Source organism: Rhodobacteraceae bacterium IMCC1335, from assembly GCA_039640495.1.
Lineage (GTDB): Bacteria > Pseudomonadota > Alphaproteobacteria > Rhodobacterales > Rhodobacteraceae > Thalassovivens.
On record CP046864.1, the window covers coordinates 2,951,733 to 2,967,032 of the forward strand.

Below are 15,300 nucleotides of genomic sequence, written 5' to 3' on the forward strand. Positions count from 1 at the left end.
CAAGCAATTCAGCGGTATAGCTTGGATAAGTGATAGATCTATAAAAGTAAGGGGGTTAGTGGCGCACCGGGGATGCGACCGAACTTTAATAAGGTTGTTTATTATCAATGATTTAGTGAAGTGCCATTTTTGAAAAGTGGTCCCAAAAGCGGTCCACCCCTATATTTCCATAACATTTTAGCGACTAGCTTATTTACTTATCTTTACCATTCGTGTCCTGCTTATTAATTCTAATGACCGTCCCAAGTTTGGAGAGTTTTTCAGTTATATGGTCAAGGCTGGGCTTTACGTTTCTTTTCTTGGACCGGAGACTTTTTGAACGCATTTTTTTGAGAGGTCCTTTTGTTTTCTTTGCTGGTTTAATCGGGGAGCCTTTTCGCTGTCTTTCCATTGGTGCATTAAGAATTTTTATCAAAAAGAAGGCTAAACGCGGTGTCCAATGTTCCCCGCAGGCAGTTTTATGACCAATTTCATTTAAGTAGTGTGATACATTTCTAGGTCCCACAATTCTTCTATGTGAAAAGGATTTTAAAATTGGAGCATACTTTCCTACCATCGCCTTTCTCGACATGGCCTTGCTATTAAAATGGCGATTTTCCGATGGTTCCATTTCAGCCAAGCTGTTCGGTAATTCTTTTCTGTCTGCGTCTGAATTAGGTAAGTCAATTTCTCCAAATACTTGACCTTCCACGGCCAAAATGCTGTCCAAAGTGTCCCTGCGAACAAATGAATATAGGTGACCCTTATTGCTGACCACATCTCCCTCATTGATGATGTCCTCATTGCAGTAGATTGAGAACTTAGTCTTTGCAGTAATTGAAGCCGACAAGGTCTCAACTAATACTGAAACTTTAGAACGTTCCCTTGTTACACTTAGTGCAACACACAACTTCCACTTAGATGTCCTGTTACTGAAAATTCTGCTTGCGACATTACTACCAGCGATTTTGGCAGCAAGGGCAATATCCTGAATTTGATTTCTTGAGCGTCGCTCCAGTGCATGAGGTTCTTGGAGTAATTTATGTGTACGATGTCCTGAGTTATCGGTGCAACCATGCTTTTCCCATGGCGGTCCTAGTTCATTAAAATAGACGCGGCTACCATGTGTGTTTGAATAAAAGAAAACTGCTTGACCACAGACTGGGCACTTGGCGTTGGGATTAATGAAGCAAGATGAGTAACTTGAAACGTTCAGCTTTCGAAGGGTTTCTCGCGCATCAATTATTGTTTTGTAATTGTAATCTAATTGGCTAGCTTTTGGTTTAGTTCGAGGGCCGTAGTTTCCTCCTCCACCTACGCACCAGCCACACTGGCAATCAGGCCTGTGATTATATCCAGTCATGAAACTATTACTGTGATTAACATCGGAAATATATCCCTTTATGCACGGGTGTTTCTTTAGACCAAAATTACTTTCAGGTGTTTGAATTCGATGGCGTTAATCCAATTAAACCTTCAAGTAACCTTTGTTATTTTTGAAAATGCAATCTGGTTGGCGAATTTAATTCCTAAACAGAATGGTTTGCTTTGGGGTAAGAGCGACAGCAAAAGCAGATTAACTTGCTTAGGACAAAATGTCTAACTTAGACGCCTTTATGAACAATTTAGCAAACTATACGCCGACGGCAAAAAGTAAGAAAAGGTACTAATCGCTTCTCAGTCAATTAAAGGATGGATAATTACCTGAAAGTTTGCTGCAAGGTGACCACGATTGCATCGCTGATATTTTTTTATTTTCTGCCTATAAAAATTTTTTTCACATTTTTTGTTGACATCTAAGGGCAGGTCACCTATTTAATTTATTGTAGGCAGAAAATAAAGGCTTTTTCCAATAGAAGATGGACCCAAATTTGACATATTTATCGGAGCACACGCTTCGCAAAGGATGCAGCAGCGGGGCATAAAGCCGTCTGTTGCAAAGATGGTTATAACTTTTGCAGACAAGGAAATTCATGTAGGTGGAAATTGTATATCTTTCACAGTCACCAAGCGCCGCGCCAGGCAACTTCGTGAAGAGGGGCTACTTGCTCCATCACAAGTTGAGCAGATTTGCAGTAAGGCCGTGCTGGTTTCCAACGACAATTTTAGCCCCAGCATGGTCACGGTGATGCACCTTGATGATGGGAAAAGGGGTAGACACTACAGGAAAAACACTAAAGGTCGCCAAACCTCAAAGCGCCAGAAGCGCTAAGGAGAAAGTAAGTAAAATGCAGAAAATTGCGTTGAATGAAGTATGTGAGTTGTTCTCTGGATTTCCGCTTGGAAGCAAGGACTTTGCCGAGGCAGGCAATCTGTCAGTAATCCAGCTGCGTGATGTTGATAGAAACAGTATCAGGCTAAATGACTTGCAATCCACCGACAAGGTTCTCGCCACCAAACGAAAGCTGCTCAATTACGGTGATGTGTTGTTCAAGGCGCGTGGCCCACGGCTTGAAGCCATTAATTTGCCTTTAAAGCCAGAAAACACGATTGCAACGAATGGCTTCATCATTTTGCGCCCGCAATCTCAAGTGCATCCAAGTTATATTGCCTGGCTGCTGAACAACATGAATTTTGGACGCATTATCCAGCAAACACACGTCATCCAATCTATTTCCCTGCGGCAGTTGGCTGAAATCGAAGTGCCAATTCCGGACCGTGAAACGCAATCAAACATCGTAGATATGCAACGTGAAATAGAAGCTGGCAGAAAACTCGCCAACCAATATTTTGACGCCGCTAGCAAAATACTACGCGGACAAATTTTTTCGACTTAAAGGACAAAAGAACTATGGCACAGCCAGAAAAAAACCCAACCAAACTTACTCAAAAAGAAGTCAACGATATCTTATGGCGCGCAGCCGATACATTCCGCGGCGTCATCGATGGTGGAATCTATAAGGATTACATCCTCATCATGCTCTTTCTTAAATACATCTCTGATGTCTGGCGCGACCAGCATGAAAACTTGATGCAGGAATACAATGGCAATGAAGAGCGAGTTGCCCGCGCCATGCAGCGTTTAAAATTCAAAATTCCAAATGAGTCTTCATTTGCTTCGATGCATGCAGCTCGGAAAGCAGAAAATGTTGGTGAACGCATTGATATAGCCATTGACGCAATAGAGGCCGCCAACAGGCCAAAGCTTGATGGTGTTTTCCAGAACATCAGTTTCAATTCAAATCAGCTTGGTGCCACAAAAGACAGGAACCGCCTTTTACAAACCCTGCTTGAAGATTTTAACAAGCTCGACCTAAGGCCATCACGGATTGAAGAGGACGTGGTTGGCGAAGCTTATATGTACATGATTGAACGTTTCGGCAGCGATGCTGGGAAAAAGGCGGGAGAGTTTTACACGCCTGCACCCGTTCGCAATTTAGTAGCGCGTCTCGTCGAGCCTGAGCCCGGCAACCTGATTTGCGACCCAACCTGTGGGTCTGGTTCACTGGCTTTGGATGCTGCCCGGCTGATACCGGGAGGAGACTATAGGATTTATGGCCAGGAAAAGAATGGCAGCACCCTAGCACTAGCAAAGATGAATATGTTCCTCCATGGCGAAGACAACGCAATTCTGGAATGGGGCGATACCCTGAATGACCCGAAATTGTTGGAGAATGGGAAACTAAAACGGTTTGACCGTGTTGTCGCCAATCCCCCCTTTAGCCTAGACAAGTGGGGGGCTGAAAATGCGGCCTCTGATAGCTTCTACCGTTTTACGCGGGGTGTGCCGCCAAAATCAAAGGGAGATTGGGCGTTCATTCTTCATATGCTGGCCACCACAATGCGCCAAACAGGGCGTTGCGGTGTGGTCGTGCCGCATGGCGTCCTGTTCCGAGGCGCCGCTGAAGGGCGCATTCGTGAGGCAGTACTGAAAGACAATCTGCTCGATACCGTAATAGGCCTTCCTGAAAAGCTATTTTCAACAGCTGCAATACCTGTCGCTGTACTGTTGTTTGATTTTAGACGGGAAGCTGGCGGTGAATTTGAAGACCGCAAGGACATCCTGTTTATCGACGCGAGTAAGGAATTCGAGGCTGGCCGCAATCAGAACAATCTTACAGAAGCCCATATCGATAAGATTATCAGGACGGTTGAGGCCCGCCAAGACGTAGATAAATTCGCCCACCTGGCCATGCTGGATGAAGTTGTTGAAAATGGGTTCAACCTGAACATCCCACGCTATGTCGACACATTCGAAGAAGAAGAGCAAATCGACCTAGCCGCTGTCCAGGCCGAAATTGAACGGCTTGATGAAGAGCTCACTCAGACCCGCGCCCGTCTTCGTCAGCACTTTAAGGAGTTGGGGGTTTGAACAGAAACATGATTAAATTGGGTATGATGGGAAATTTCATCCGTGGGAGCGGTATAGCAAAGTCAGAGATTGTTCTCGAGGATGGTTTACCATGCATTCGCTATGCTGAAGTTTATACCCAGTATGGGGAAGTAATTCGAAATCCAGTATCGATGGTATCAAAAGAAGGTGCAAAATCAGCACTCAGGTTGGAAAAAGGTGATATCATCTTCCCTACATCTGGAGAAACCGCCAAAGAAATTGGCAAAGCAGCAGCATTTGTTGGTGAGCAAGAAGCCTACGTGGGCGGCGATGCTATCGTACTACGAGGACATGGTCAAAACGCAATCTTTTTAGCGCACGCTCTAAATAGTTGGGAATCTAATCGCCAAAAATATCGGCTGGCAACAGGAAATTCAGTTGTCCATATTTACTCTAAGGAATTAGCGCAGATTGCTCTCTGGCTACCTACCAACTCTGAGCAGGAAAAGATAGTTGAAATTCTCTCTGATTGTGATTCTGGAATTAGCACGATTTCGCAAGAAATTATGTCCAAGGAGCGAAGCTACAAAGGTGTATGCCAACGGGCGATTGAATCAGCCGATGAAACCCGACCACTGACGGAAGTAGCCACTGTTCGGTTCAGTAATGTCGACAAGAAAACATATGCTGGCCAACAACCTACGATGCTCTGTAACTACACCGATGTGTTTTACAATGACTTCATTACTTCAGATTTGGACTTTATGAAGTCGACGGCATCAAAGGCTGAGATTGCAAGATTTGCACTCCAGTCTGGTGATGTGTTGTTTACAAAGGACTCGGAAACTCCTGAGGAAATCGCAATTTCAGCGGTGGTTTCTGAAAATATCAGCAGTTTAGTTTGTGGTTATCATCTCGGGATAGCAAGGCCAAAAGAGATTGATGGTATCTACCTTGGTGTCGCGTTTAAAAGCACATCGGTCAGGAACCAGTTTTCTAGACTTTGTAACGGAGTAACTAGGTTCGGATTAAATCTAGACTCAATACATCTTGTAAAAATCCCAATCTTGTCACGGGAAAAGCAAACGTTAGTGGCCAAAATCTCAAGGGAACACGCTCTAGAGATAGACGCTTTAAGTTTGCAACTCGCACTCATAAAAAAGCTGAAACGTGGACTTATGCAGCAATTGTTGACCGGCAGGTTAAGGGTGGGAGGAACATCATGAATACACCACCATTCCGAACAGATGAAATAGCCACAAGCCAACTACCCGCAATGATTCTACTGGCCAAGATAGGCTGGCAGCCCTTGACCACAGCTGACGCCAATAATGCGCGCCGTAATCGCTTCGGCGCTGTCATTCTTGAAGATATCACGCGTGATTTTCTGCAACGTCAAAAGCTGAGCTGGGGCGGCAGTACCTTTTCCATTAGCGACACCAACATCGACGACATGTTACGCAGGCTCAAGGCGCTTCCCCCCGCCACCTATGGGAAACAGGCTGAAGAAAAATGGGACTTACTATGCCTACCTCAGAGCATAGAGCAGAAAGTCGATGGAGTGAATCGGAGCATAAATGCAAAATTCATTGACTTTGAAAACCCTGAGAACAACAGCTATCATATGGTACCGGAGTTTGCGGTGGAGCAAAGTAAAAGTACCGATACAAGACGCCCGGATATCGTTCTGTTTGTGAACGGAATACCAATGGCAGTAATCGAGAACAAAAAAGCAGCGACTGAGGTGACTGAAGGCATCAGTCAGACAATTCGTAATCAAAAGCCTGACTATATCCCCCACCTCTTTATTTATGCGCAGGTCCTCCTCAGTCTGAACAAGAATGAGAACCGCTATGGCACAACCGGTACACCCGCAAAACTTTGGAATACCTGGCGAGAGAATGAAATCAGTGAGCGTACTCTTCGTGCGCTGATAGATACGCCGCTTAGCGCCGAGGTCCGTGCCTCCATTTTTAGTGATGAGTTTGCCACTTCTGAGAGATTCATGGAGCATGCTGAGGAGGGGCGATTGATTACAAACCAGGACTGGGCATTGGTTGGACTGTGTCGACCAGACAGGCTGTTGAAACTTACCCGTGAATTCATCCTGTTTGATGGGCCAAACAAGGTTATCGCCCGCTTTCAGCAATTTGACGCGGTTCGCAAGACCTTGGCCAGAGTCAACTCCAAAGAAGACAAACGTGGCGGGGTAATTTGGCATACACAGGGGTCTGGAAAATCGCTTACAATGGTGATGCTTGCGCGGGCTTTGCTTGCGAGCCCAGCCATTCCAGATGCACGTATTGTGCTGGTAACGGACCGTATCGACTTGGATAAGCAAATCAAGGGCACTTTCAAAAACACTGGTATGGAGCCGAAGCGCGCGACAACTGGCCGAGGCCTAGCTGAACTTATCAGGAACAGTGGCGCTTCTGTCATTACGACTATTATCAATAAATTTGAGGCTGTAGGTCGCGAACGTGTTCGAGATGAATCAGCAGATGTTTGGGCGCTCGTTGATGAAGGTCATCGCAGCCAGTATGGCCGTTACAACGCACAAATGCGCCGAGTATTTCCAAACGCCAATTTCATCGCATTCACCGGCACCCCCTTAGCCAAAGATGACCGCAATACAATGGCTGAGTTCGGCCCTCTTATTGATACCTATACAATGCGTGATGCCGTAGAAGACGGGGCCGTTGTGCCACTCATTTATGAAGGGCGCCTTGTGAAGCCTGAGATGAATGCATCACAGCTTGATACATGGTTCGACCGTCTAACAGTTGGCAAAACTGAAGCACAGAAAGCTGATTTCAAGAAAAAGTATGCGCGTGCCAATGTGCTTAGTGGCCTTGATAAAATCATCGCCTGCCGTGCTTTTGATATCTCCGGACATTACCGAGCGAATTATCAAGGCACTGGTTTGAAAGCTCAGCTTGTTGTCCCGAGCAAAGCCGCCGCCGTTAAATACAAGAAGGAGCTGGACTTTATTGGCGAGGTAACGAGCGAAATTCTAATTTCCGCACCAGATACACGTGAAGGCCACGAGACAGTGGAAGAAAAGAAACCCGCGAGTGAGGTTGTAGCCTTCTGGGATGGAATGATGACCAAATGGGGTGATGATGAAAAATACAATGAAGGCCTTATCAGTCAATTCAAATATAGCGATGAACCGGAAATCATTATTGTTGTAAGCAAGCTTCTTACAGGATTTGATGCGCCGCGAAATGCTGTACTCTATCTTACGAAAAAGTTTGATGAACCCGCCAACCTACTTCAAGCCATCGCTAGGGTGAACCGCGTTCTAGACACTGATGATGAGGGGTACACTACAGAAAAGGAAGCGGGTTATATAGTCGATTACGAGGGTGTTCTCGATAAGCTTGATAGGGCACTCAGCACCTATGATGCTCTGGCTGGATATGAAGAGTCAGACCTGGAAGGCGCTATACGTAGTATCGGTGATGTTCTGGAGGAACTCCCACAGAGACACAGCCAACTGCTTGATGTGTTTGCTCCTCTGAGTGGCAGTGCAAATGAAGAGGCGTATGAAGTTTTCCTCGCCGACGAAGAGGTCCGGGATGAGTTTTACGTTTGCCTTACCGCCTTTTCAAAAGTGCTTGCGACCGCGCTGGGTTCAGCAACATTTTATGACTATACCCCTGAAAAAACCATCAATCGCTACAAGCGTGACCTTAGGCGCTTCACCAATCTTCGTACCGCAGTGAAGCGCAGATATGCCGAAGAAATCGACTTTCGTGATTACGAAAAGCGTATTGAGAAAGTGTTGAACGAGCATATTGGCGCGACTGAGATTGAGCAGGTGGTTCCACCTATAAACATATTCAATATGGAAACCGTTGAAACTACTCTATCTGAGCTGTCCACTGATAGGGCAAAGGCTGACTTTATATCGAGCTCTATGAAGCGCACTATTTCTGAGCGCATGGACGAAAATCCAGCCCTCTACCAAAGACTTTCAGAAATGTTGGATAAAATTATTATGGATTTTATCGAAGGCCGATATGCGGAAGCCGAGTACTTTAAACGTGTCCGAGACGCACATGAAGATATGCTAAGCGAAGGTGCGTCAGTCGTTCCGGATGACCTGAATGATGACCCCCACGCAGCTGCGTTCCACGGATATCTTTTGACAAGTCCATTAGTTGCGCTGGAGGCATCTTCAGAATTGCTCATTGAATTTGCAAAAGACATAAGTCTCGCCTTCAAAGAGAACCATGTCGTTGATTTGTTCCAGCGACCTGACAATCTCAACCTAATACGCGGTGAGATTGATGATTTTATGTACGATATACTAATAGGTGAGAACGGCCTTGAGCTGACAACAGCACAAATGGATGAGATTCAGGATAACATCATGACAATTGCACAGCGCCGGATGGTCGCTTGATGAGTACTGTTAAAGTCGAATATGGGACTTTCAGTTTTGATGTGTCTGTTCAATTTTCAGAACGCAAGACGCTAGCTATTTCCGTTTTGCCAGATTGTTCCGTTGTCGCCGTTGCACCCACTCAGACCTCACTGGAAACTGTCCGTCAGCGTGTAAAGAAACGAGCAAGATGGGTAAAGAAGCAACTGGTATACTTCAACCAATTTAAGCCTCGTACTCCACCACGCCAATTTGTAAGTGGTGAAACACATCTTTTTCTTGGTCGTCAGTATCGGCTTAAGATTCAAGTTGGCGCGCCTCAGCAGGTAAAGCTCAAGGGACGTTACTTCTGGGCTACTTGTACCGAAGGGCTACCAAGCCAAGCGGAGCGCGTGATGTCGTCTTGGTACAAGGAGCGAGCGCATATCATCTTTGAAAAACGACTAGACCTGTGCTTGAAAAATTTTCCACAGATTAGGCGACCCAAACTCATTATTAAGTCTTTCAAAAAACGCTGGGGCGGTATGTCAAAAGACGGTAAGCTTACATTAAATACAGACCTTGTGCGGGCTCCTCTGGAATGTATTGACTACGTCATTGTCCATGAACTTTGTCATGTTAAGTTTCCCCATCATGGAACCGAATTCTGGAGCTTATTGAGTCAAAAGTTGCCAGATTGGAGAAAACATAAAAACCGCTTGGAAGTAGCATTAGTTTGACTTGCGTTGGTGTATATATTTGCAAATGCCTGCCATACTGCACCTTCCCAAACCCTCTTTGCAAAAAAATAGAAAAGCATGCCCAGCCCCCCGCTCTGGGAGGCTGGCTTGATTGTGGGGTTGGGCCCTACCCCAACTTCTTCCTTTCGACGTAAGTCCTCAGCCACGCCCAGTAATGAGCCTGACTGCGGAAACCTTGGGCTTGCGCTGCAAGGTCCTTAGCTTGGTCGGTTGGAATGCCGCCCGCGTGCACCATAATGGCTACTCGCTCCTCAAAGGCTTCGATGTCAGGGATAAGAGAGGGGTCAGCTTTTACTGTTTGGCTCATGGCCTTCCCCCTGAGGCATCTTTACCTGGTCAATGATGTCTCGCTTTTGCGCATCACTGATGCCTGCGGAATAAAGCCCGTAGGTCAGCTTATTTGCTGAGCGTGCAGAGTGATGCCCCACAAGGGAGGCCGTGAAGTGCTCAGGGGTGCCTGTACGCTCACACTGGGTGATGAACCACTTGCGGGTAGAGTGGAACACAGTTCCCCTTAGCTCCGGTATTTGCCGCCTCAGGTAAGCATAACGCTTCACCACCTTATCCACTGTCATAGCAGGAAACAGTCTGCCAGTTGTTGGTAGGGAGGTGTCCAGCAAGCTCTCAAGGATGCTATGCAGAGGCACCTCTCTCTGAGCAGCCTTGGACTTTAGCTGCCTAATGTCATTAGGTGCTACCCTGACGAACCGCCCGAGGTTGCCCTTGCTAATGATATCTTCAGTTAAAAGGCCACAGGCTTCCCCAGAGCGCATCCCTGTTAGCAGACAAAACAATAGCAGGTTGTGTAGAATGCAATCCTTCCTGTTGAGCAGCAAGACAACCTGTTCATCTTTCAAGATACCATGCGGGCTGAACTCTGGCTTGTCCGTCACTACGAGACCCTCCCAAGGGTTGGCCTGCAGTTCTCTAGACTTTACGCACCAGTCAAGGAAGTTCTGCATCTGACCCCAGATACGAGCTTGAGTTTGTGGCTTCAGAGTCGTCGCCTCATTCTCTTCTGATAGTGCCACCAGCTCTGCCAAACTGGCTCCCTTAGCGTCAGAGTACTTCCTGACATTTGGGGAAAGCCTTAAGATATGCCCTAAAACCTCTCGGCCCAGAGCCAAGTTAAGGTCACGCACTTGGGTCTCTCCCGCATGAGAGACCAGCAATTCTAAAGCGAAGCGAACGGACTTGTAGCTACCAGGACGTAAGCGATGTGAAGCTTCCGTTAGATAGCTGGAAGCCAACTCAGTAACTGGGTGCTGGCCCAGAAGCTGGGCTCGATTATATCTAGGCACAGCAACACCAATCTGCCTGCTCTTACTATAGGTATCATTCTGAGCAACATAGCTCTCTGCCTCCTGTACTATTTCTGTGAATTTAGTGTTGAGCTCTGACACCCGCTTTTTGGCGAGCTTGGCATCACTGGTCTTCAGGGATTGTTTTAGAGAGGAGCCCAATATGCCTCTCAGGTGCTGGGGGTAGGTTCTTCGGTAGGTCCAGGTGTTGTGCCTCCTGTAGGCGTACTTAATGTGTATCGACATGACGTCTCCTGCCAGGGCAATAGCCCCGCTTTGTCAGTGTGATTGTGATTTTGTGATTGAGAACAATGGGGGTCAGGGTTTAAGCAGTTCCCTGAGCCCCTTTGGTGCCATCTGCTAGAAGGACCCGCAGAACCAATTCTATGTCTGGCTCGCCATATTCACCGGCGAAGGGTCCTGTGAGGGCAGTGCCGGTGACAAGGTCCTCGAAGACCTCCTCAACTTGGAACTGGTGGCCTGGGATGTTATCGAACCCTGCTATCAGGACGATGCACCCAGGGCGTAGGTCCTTGAGTGTTACGCTCATCACCAGGCCCTCCGGAATAACAGGTCCGGCAGGAACAGGCCCAGCATTAGCCCAAAGGGCAGTTGCAAGCTAAAGGGGCTGATAAACTCTGGCAGCACCGCAAGCAGCAGGAGCACTCCCGCCAGGCCTTGCGGAAAGCTCAAGCTCAGCCCAAAGTAGCGCCTCAGCACCCAGTTCAGGGCAACACGAAGCGCACCGCCCACGAGTGCGAGCAGCATAAAAGTAGTCATCATAATGGTCTCCTTGATGAGGTTGTTACCATTATAGATGCCCGAGGTTTCTCGGTTTTCCGGGGGATTAGAACTGGCCAAGTAGACAAGTAGTCAGGCGATAATTTCTACAGACAGTGTCCCTTACGGGCCCCCTATATGGACAGCTAGTGGGGAGCCCCATTGGGGGGAGTGCATGCTGCAGCACTCTTTAATCTAATACTCTTCTGGGAGTGGTGACATTCCATGTTGCCACCTCCCCTAAGGTTCTCTTACGGGTCCCCTATATGAAGAGGAAAGAGGGGTCCCCTTAGGGGGGCTTTGTTCTAGTTGTTATTATTATTACTACAACATACATACCCTTCCCTTTAGGTATCCCTAGTTGGTTACCTCAGGGGTTATCCCAGTATGCTTCTTGAAGACCTCTTTCATTACCCTGACTGCTGTGTCTTTATCCTCATCAGCAACTAGAACAGCATCATGGATTGGCAGAGCAACAACACTCTGTGCCTTTAACTTCAGTAGAACGTCTACCAGAATATCTGACTCTTTGCGAAAGAGCTGCATTCCCATATTGCATGTCATCAGTGGGAATATCCTAAAGTGCCTCTTCTGGATGGCTCTCACGACATTCTTGAGGGAAATTTTTGAGGGAAAGTGCTGACGTGCCCCCTTAGGCATCCTCTTAGGGACGTTAGGACTGTTAATGATAGCCTGCATGACTTTCTTAATCCCAGCACGGCAGTCTTCAGGGATTCCATAATCACTCAGGTCGTACAGGTCCCCCTCTGGAAGTTGGTCTTGTGCTCCTGCTTCTGCATAGAGCAGTAAAATACTCATCTGACCATAGTCACATTCAACAACAGCATCCCTGTTAATACGCAGAGACTCGGCACGCTCCTCAGCTTTAAGGAATTGCCAAAAGCCGCCATAAAGCCTGCCGCCCTGTTCAAAGGAAGCATTATTAAAGATACGCCTAAGGTAGCGGTCATTGGAATTGACCTCAACGAGCGCGTAATCGATGTCTGCAGCTGCCACCCATTGATTGATAGCCCGCATCTGCTGGCGCAAGTGAACGCTATTATCATTATCTTCATACTCAAGCGTCTCAGCGATTTCAGTTCTAGGTGTCTTCGGTGCGCGTAGCTCAATTGTTTCTCGCTCATCTGACCAAGCAATGTCGTCTTGCGATATTGCAAAAGAGTGAATGCGGGCGGTTAGCTTCGGGCCCGCTGTCAGCGTGGACTGGATACCGCCTGCAGGTGCCATGTTCAGGCCCTGGTCAATCACTTTGAATGTTGTGCGCCCTTTTGTGAGCCTCACAAAGTCCATCTCGGGGGACTCCATGATGCGCAGCAGGTCTGGCAGAGTCTTTCCTAAGACAGGGCTTTTGCATCGACTAGCTTTTCTAAGGACCTTGTTGCTCAGTGATAGGTGCACAGCCTTGTACCGAGGGTCCAGGAACACCAGGCACAGGTCACATAAGATTGCCTCAATCATACGCTCGAAGCTAAGCTGGTCCACTGCCCTTCGTGCTCGCTTACGGGTCTTATAATAGTGCTCATACCCATCGATTTGTGTTTGCACTTCTTCGATAAGTTTCTTCAGCTTAGTGCTCTTTGCCACCAGGAAGGGGTTAAACGCTCGGGCCGTTTCCATTGTTTAAATATCCTGTAAATATTAAGATGCCCACACCTTTTCCATGTGCTCCCGCATGACCCCCAGGGCATAGCCCGAGCCGTAGTTGGCTGCCACCGTGTTGGCCCCATGCCCCAGGATGGCCATCGATACCGCCTCAGGGCAGCCTGTGTTCCTCAGCTTGTCCTTCATGCGATGTCTTAGGGAGTGCATCGTCAGTTTCTTGTCCGTAATGGCCCTGCGTAAGCGCTTCATGAGCATAGCAGAGGCAGCATCATTGCCACGAGGGCGAGCGTACTTGGGGAAAATAGCTCCCCATCCTCTTTGCCTTTCCTGTGCTCCTGCAGTGTCTCTGCTGCTCTGTGGCTCAGTGGGAGTGTTCTATGTGACCCCTTCGTCTTGAGACCTCTAATGTTGTTTGGCTTTATGGTTACTGCGCGCTCCTGCAGGTCCACGTCTTGGACTTCTAGCCCCACAATCTCCGACAGCCTTGCACCTGTATCTATCAAGGTGATGAAGAGTGCCCAGGCAAGCGGGTCGTCCTGGTAGCAGGGAGTTGCTATGGCGATATGCTCGTCCGTCAGCGGATGCCTGTCCTCGACGCTGGCCCCTGCCCCTTTTATCTTAAGCCCGTTAAACACGTTTGGGATGGTAAGGCTATGCTCTGTTATCACGTAGTTCACGGCTGCCTTTACAACGGCCACATTCCTCAGCACCGAGTTGGGCTTCATCCGCTCCAGTAAGTGGTCCCGAAAGGCATTGGCATCTGCTCTGGTAATCTCTGCCAGGCTACCCTTTTCCAGCTTATGCTCTCCCAGGCTGCTTTTAAGGTCTTTGCGCAGCTTCTTGATACGCAGGGCAGCATCTTTATCTCTCACACCTTCCCCGGCTTTATAGGCTGCATAGTCACTTAAGGCTGTATCCAGTGTCATGGGGGGCGACTGTAGCTTGCCGTTGTAGACTTGCCTCACCACCTCCTGTGGCAGTTTCCCCTTGATGGTCTTTGCAAGTTCATTCAGGGCATAGTCCTCTTGGCTGTATTCAACGATTTGACCAGCCACGACCATATCCGCAACTTCCTCGCCCAGCGCTGCTCTGATAAACGCCAGGGCTCGTTCATTGGTAGGCATCGTCTCTTCTGCTGCAAACAGCTGCTCTATTTCCAAGTGCACTTTGGGAAGGGCGGTCATCGCCTCTGAGTAGCTCTCCCCCAGCTGCCTGTAGAGCGTATCCTTTCCAATCAGGGGTCTGAGCTTTTTAGGAACGTTTCTTTTATAGCGATACGAGCCGTTCTGGCGTCTAAAGACATAGGCGGGGAGTTTTGGCATCTTGGGGTCCATGCTGTGATTGTCACTCCTAGTCTGGCGAGTTTCAAGTCGCCTGGCAGTCTAATCGTGACACTTTACGGCAAATACTGACCAAGTGGTCCCAAAAGCGGTCCCGATAAATGGTCCAAACCACTGGTATCATTGAATTTATTCAGAAAACTGGGTGAAAATGGCGCTGTGCTGAGTGTTGAAAGCTCCCTGCTCTCGCAATTTTCCCTGTTAACAGGGAAAATAACAGGGAAAATGAACAAAAATAGCTTCCATTTAACCTTCAAACCCCAATTTTTATTGGGCAAAGATGATCACTCTAGCAAAATTAACAGGGAATTATTTTTGCAAGAACAGGGAAAAATTCTTGTAAAACAGATTGTTTTACAGGTGCACAAAACCTGCAAATCTATTCTCACAATTTGCACAAAAGCATCATTCTGGCTGCACAACATCCAATCATAACATGAGCGTCAGAAAAAATCTGACACAAGTTGGGCCCTTCCTACTGGCCTCATAACTTCCCCTGGCGGCGTTGTTTTAGGTCGCACGCAGTCAGGGGCTTTTTCACCCAGACCTAATGATTGGAGACCTATTATGAGGACTATAATTCCAACCTTAGTATTGATTTTGCTGGGTTCAGCAGTCGTTGCAGGCGTGATGCCAGAAGACATCATGCCTGAAGTGACCGATATGTCCACTAAGTCGATACCGATTGAACCTACGCCAGAGATAGCCGATGAACCGCATCCTTTTATTCAATTCTTAACATATGTTTTGGTACTATTAATTTAACGATAAATGAGGGGGCCTAATGAAATAAAATTTGTTTCATTTGGACCCCCTTTTCATACCCTTGAAATATTTAACAGCGTTACCAAATACGGGTGCGTAAAGAGAAAGC

At 47.4% G+C, this 15,300-nt stretch carries 13 protein-coding genes; 6 read left to right on the forward strand and 7 right to left on the reverse strand.

Annotated features, from left to right (window positions below; translation table 11 throughout):
* Positions 1-193: 193 nt before the first annotated feature.
* Complete coding sequence (locus GN241_14310; protein ID XAT58430.1) at positions 194-1,342, reverse strand: hypothetical protein; 1,149 nt, start codon at positions 1,340-1,342, stop codon at positions 194-196.
* A 772-nt stretch (positions 1,343-2,114) separates the two neighbouring features.
* Between GN241_14310 and GN241_14315 the strand changes: the two genes are divergently transcribed.
* The 5 genes from GN241_14315 to GN241_14335 are packed head-to-tail and all read left to right on the forward strand — an operon-like array spanning position 2,115 to position 9,361.
* Positions 2,115-2,756: a hypothetical protein gene (locus GN241_14315; GenBank protein ID XAT58431.1), complete on the forward strand. Its 642-nt coding sequence runs from the start codon at positions 2,115-2,117 to the stop codon at positions 2,754-2,756.
* A 14-nt stretch (positions 2,757-2,770) separates the two neighbouring features.
* Positions 2,771-4,291: a type I restriction-modification system subunit M gene (locus tag GN241_14320; GenBank protein XAT58432.1), complete on the forward strand. Its 1,521-nt coding sequence runs from the start codon at positions 2,771-2,773 to the stop codon at positions 4,289-4,291.
* Entirely contained in the window at positions 4,288-5,478 is a 1,191-nt protein-coding gene (locus GN241_14325) for a hypothetical protein (GenBank protein ID XAT58433.1), read from the forward strand. The genes GN241_14320 and GN241_14325 overlap by 4 nt, the downstream gene beginning before the upstream one ends.
* On the forward strand, positions 5,475-8,663 hold the full coding sequence (locus GN241_14330; GenBank protein ID XAT58434.1) for an HsdR family type I site-specific deoxyribonuclease: 3,189 nt from the start codon (positions 5,475-5,477) through the stop codon (positions 8,661-8,663). Before GN241_14325 ends, GN241_14330 begins: the two co-directional genes overlap by 4 nt.
* Positions 8,663-9,361, forward strand: a complete 699-nt coding sequence (locus tag GN241_14335; protein ID XAT58435.1) for a DUF45 domain-containing protein — start codon at positions 8,663-8,665, stop codon at positions 9,359-9,361. The genes GN241_14330 and GN241_14335 overlap by 1 nt, the downstream gene beginning before the upstream one ends.
* A gap of 127 nt (positions 9,362-9,488) precedes the next feature.
* Here the strand turns inward: GN241_14335 and GN241_14340 are convergent, their stop codons facing one another.
* The 6 genes from GN241_14340 to GN241_14365 form a co-directional block, all read right to left on the reverse strand.
* Positions 9,489-9,689, reverse strand: coding sequence for a hypothetical protein (locus GN241_14340; protein ID XAT58436.1), 201 nt, complete (start codon positions 9,687-9,689; stop codon positions 9,489-9,491).
* Entirely contained in the window at positions 9,667-10,929 is a 1,263-nt protein-coding gene (locus tag GN241_14345) for a tyrosine-type recombinase/integrase (GenBank protein XAT58437.1), read from the reverse strand. Before GN241_14345 ends, GN241_14340 begins: the two co-directional genes overlap by 23 nt.
* Before the next feature lie 303 nt (positions 10,930-11,232).
* On the reverse strand, positions 11,233-11,466 hold the full coding sequence (locus GN241_14350; GenBank protein XAT58438.1) for a hypothetical protein: 234 nt from the start codon (positions 11,464-11,466) through the stop codon (positions 11,233-11,235).
* A 354-nt stretch (positions 11,467-11,820) separates the two neighbouring features.
* Entirely contained in the window at positions 11,821-13,101 is a 1,281-nt protein-coding gene (locus GN241_14355) for a hypothetical protein (GenBank protein ID XAT58439.1), read from the reverse strand.
* Positions 13,102-13,122: 21 nt separating this feature from the next.
* Positions 13,123-13,341: an integrase gene (locus GN241_14360; protein ID XAT58440.1), complete on the reverse strand. Its 219-nt coding sequence runs from the start codon at positions 13,339-13,341 to the stop codon at positions 13,123-13,125.
* A complete protein-coding gene (locus GN241_14365; GenBank protein ID XAT58441.1) occupies positions 13,332-14,420 on the reverse strand; it encodes a tyrosine-type recombinase/integrase in 1,089 nt (362 codons plus the stop codon). The genes GN241_14360 and GN241_14365 overlap by 10 nt, the downstream gene beginning before the upstream one ends.
* Positions 14,421-14,993: 573 nt before the next feature.
* Here GN241_14365 and GN241_14370 point away from each other — a divergent pair.
* Positions 14,994-15,191 carry a hypothetical protein gene (locus GN241_14370; protein XAT58442.1) on the forward strand — a complete coding sequence of 66 codons (198 nt, stop codon included), beginning with the start codon at positions 14,994-14,996 and terminating at the stop codon, positions 15,189-15,191.
* The last annotated feature ends 109 nt before the right edge of the window (positions 15,192-15,300 follow it).

What these genes read in the sequence shown, in the direction of transcription:
- GN241_14350 (XAT58438.1), bottom strand. Translation starts at nt 11,466, where the DNA reads ATGATGACTACTTTTATGCTGCTCGCACTCGTGGGCGGTGCGCTTCGT.
- GN241_14320 (XAT58432.1), top strand. Translation starts at nt 2,771, where the DNA reads ATGGCACAGCCAGAAAAAAACCCAACCAAACTTACTCAAAAAGAAGTC.
- GN241_14355 (XAT58439.1), bottom strand. Translation starts at nt 13,101, where the DNA reads ATGGAAACGGCCCGAGCGTTTAACCCCTTCCTGGTGGCAAAGAGCACT.
- GN241_14340 (XAT58436.1), bottom strand. Translation starts at nt 9,689, where the DNA reads ATGAGCCAAACAGTAAAAGCTGACCCCTCTCTTATCCCTGACATCGAA.
- GN241_14330 (XAT58434.1), top strand. Translation starts at nt 5,475, where the DNA reads ATGAATACACCACCATTCCGAACAGATGAAATAGCCACAAGCCAACTA.
- GN241_14345 (XAT58437.1), bottom strand. Translation starts at nt 10,929, where the DNA reads ATGTCGATACACATTAAGTACGCCTACAGGAGGCACAACACCTGGACC.
- GN241_14370 (XAT58442.1), top strand. Translation starts at nt 14,994, where the DNA reads ATGAGGACTATAATTCCAACCTTAGTATTGATTTTGCTGGGTTCAGCA.
- GN241_14360 (XAT58440.1), bottom strand. Translation starts at nt 13,341, where the DNA reads ATGCTCATGAAGCGCTTACGCAGGGCCATTACGGACAAGAAACTGACG.
- GN241_14310 (XAT58430.1), bottom strand. Translation starts at nt 1,342, where the DNA reads ATGACTGGATATAATCACAGGCCTGATTGCCAGTGTGGCTGGTGCGTA.
- GN241_14335 (XAT58435.1), top strand. Translation starts at nt 8,663, where the DNA reads ATGAGTACTGTTAAAGTCGAATATGGGACTTTCAGTTTTGATGTGTCT.
- GN241_14365 (XAT58441.1), bottom strand. Translation starts at nt 14,420, where the DNA reads ATGGACCCCAAGATGCCAAAACTCCCCGCCTATGTCTTTAGACGCCAG.